The sequence below is a fragment of the Psychrobacter sp. 1U2 genome (assembly GCF_051847575.1).
Genome location: NZ_JBPYDC010000147.1, coordinates 1 through 1,630 on the forward strand (window position 1 = coordinate 1; position 1,630 = coordinate 1,630).

At 36.6% G+C, this 1,630-nt stretch carries 1 protein-coding gene; it reads left to right on the top strand.

Annotated elements, in window-relative coordinates; all coding sequences use genetic code 11:
- A partial coding sequence (locus tag ACS8FD_RS13965; protein WP_439276313.1) for a hypothetical protein occupies positions 1 to 1,630 on the top strand: 1,630 nt, incomplete at both ends.

Here is a 1,630-nt window from a genome sequence, read left to right on the forward strand (position 1 = left end):
TATAGACATTGCTTTAAATATTATAGAGCAAAGAGCCGAAGGCTGGCAGGAATTCTATAGAAAACTGGCTAAAACTGAAAAAGATAAAATAACCTCATGGCGTCGTGGTGAAAGCCTACCTAGTTTCTATAGTCTTTATAACCTTTGTAATTCCTATAATAAAGATAATTCCAAAAACGTACTTTTATTCCTAATAGCGGCCAGAGCGATTGAATACTTTAAGATAACGTATAAATCTAACACATTAATGCAATATGTCGACGAACCTGAGTTATTAGAAGATTTCATTGACTATTTTAAATATAAAATTTGCGACCTGCTGGATAGAAATGCGCAGTATGCCGCTTATTCAAATCAAACTGAAAAACCAGTACATCAAATGTCTAGTATAATCTCAATGTATCTAGTAAAAATCTTGAGAGAGTTTGCAGATGGTAATTTAAAGCAATCTAAAGAAACTTTCGTTAAAGCATTTGATTTAAGCTTATACCGGTGTGGTGATATGTGTGAAAAGGTTATTGAGGTTGGTTTTGTCATTGCTAGCTGGCAAGAGTCACCTGATATGAGTTTAATATCAAAGCTGAAAAGCGTTCAAAACCTATATGGCTACACACTACCTACGATAGTGACTGAGGATACCAAACGCAAGAAAGAAAACCTAGTTGAAGACTGGGAAATCAATATGTGGCGAAGCAATGCCCAGAGGGTGTTCAATAACTTTAAGGTTGAACTACCAAAAAAATACCAGGTGAGTTCAGCTATCTTACCTGTATATTTAGATGCAAAAGAACTGAAGCTTGACCTCAAAAAACCGAATAAGAAATTCAAGCTAAATGACAATAACAAGCTTCATAGAGATAAGAATAAGAAGAAGCAAGTAACGACACAGCTCATTTGGAATACATTGTTAGAAGACCTAGATGCCGTTAATCAACTCTTGCAAGCTGGTGCTGACATCAACATCCTGTCTGATAACAACGAATCGGCTTTATTAATCGCTCTGCAGCACATGAATTTAACTCAATTTGATGAACCAGACGATAGCTTTTATCAAATGCTTAAAAATCTGGAGTATGCGCCAAAGACAATCAACGCAGTAACTGCTAAAAAGCATCTTTTTCCACTATTAAGTGCAGTGCAAACGGGGCGACTTGAGATCGTTGAACATATTGTAAACTTAGGGGCAGATGTCAATCAAAAAGGTGGTGGCAGCCATCTAGACGCCCTAACCATGTGTATATCTCTAATTGGAACAATTAAGAACTCAAAACTACCACTTAATCAGTTTGACATGATGGCTAAGATGGCTAAAGACCCAAAAGTCGTAATAGAAAGAATGAACGACTTTGAGTTTTCGACCTTCATCAGAGACACACAAGGTAGTTTTGGTGTTAATAGACAACAGGTGACTAACCATCTTGCTCAAAGTATGAAAAACTCAAACGCAATGGAGATTTTTAAAGAGCTATCTGAAGTCTTCAAAGAACAAGCTCATGCAAATTACGAGTCATTTGATCTAATAGAAATGCGAAAAATAGCAAAGCTACTAATTAATAAAGGTGCAAACCCTAGCTCTAAATATGACTGGCATGGCATCCACGGGTACACTCCATTCTTACTATCCTGCGAG